The following is a 375-nucleotide window of genomic DNA, read 5'->3' as shown; positions in this document are numbered from 1 at the left end:
AATTGAGCTACACCGGCACATTGCCAATTCCCACTTGAAAGGTGGCTCGGGACGGAATCGAACCGCCGACACGAGGATTTTCAGTCCTCTGCTCTACCGACTGAGCTACCGAGCCATATTTTATTTTATAACTATAGCATATAGTTAGTATTATATGCAGTTAAAATGGCGGAACTGACGGGATTCGAACCCGCGATCTCCTGCGTGACAGGCAGGCATGTTAGGCCTCTACACCACAGTTCCAGAGGCATTTCCAACAGGAAATTAATTGCGGGGGCAGGATTTGAACCTACGACCTTCGGGTTATGAGCCCGACGAGCTACCGAACTGCTCCACCCCGCGATATATAATATGGTGGAGGCTGAGGGGATCGAA

General features: G+C 49.9%; 3 tRNA genes. All 3 read right to left on the bottom strand.

Going from position 1 to position 375, the window contains the following annotated elements:
• Positions 1-42: 42 nt before the first annotated feature.
• The 3 genes from ABEW32_RS26080 to ABEW32_RS26070 all read right to left on the bottom strand — a co-directional run bounded on the left by ABEW32_RS26080 (position 43) and on the right by ABEW32_RS26070 (position 342).
• Positions 43-115 (bottom strand) — tRNA-Phe (locus ABEW32_RS26080).
• A gap of 51 nt (positions 116-166) precedes the next feature.
• A tRNA-Asp gene (locus tag ABEW32_RS26075) sits at positions 167-243 on the bottom strand.
• 25 nt (positions 244-268) lie between these two features.
• Positions 269-342, bottom strand: a tRNA-Met gene (locus tag ABEW32_RS26070).
• Between the last annotated feature and the right edge of the window lie 33 nt (positions 343-375).

Source organism: Paenibacillus jamilae (assembly GCF_050482105.1).
Classification (GTDB): Bacteria; Bacillota; Bacilli; order Paenibacillales; family Paenibacillaceae; genus Paenibacillus; species Paenibacillus jamilae_B.
This window is presented reverse-complemented; position numbering and strand designations above follow the sequence as displayed.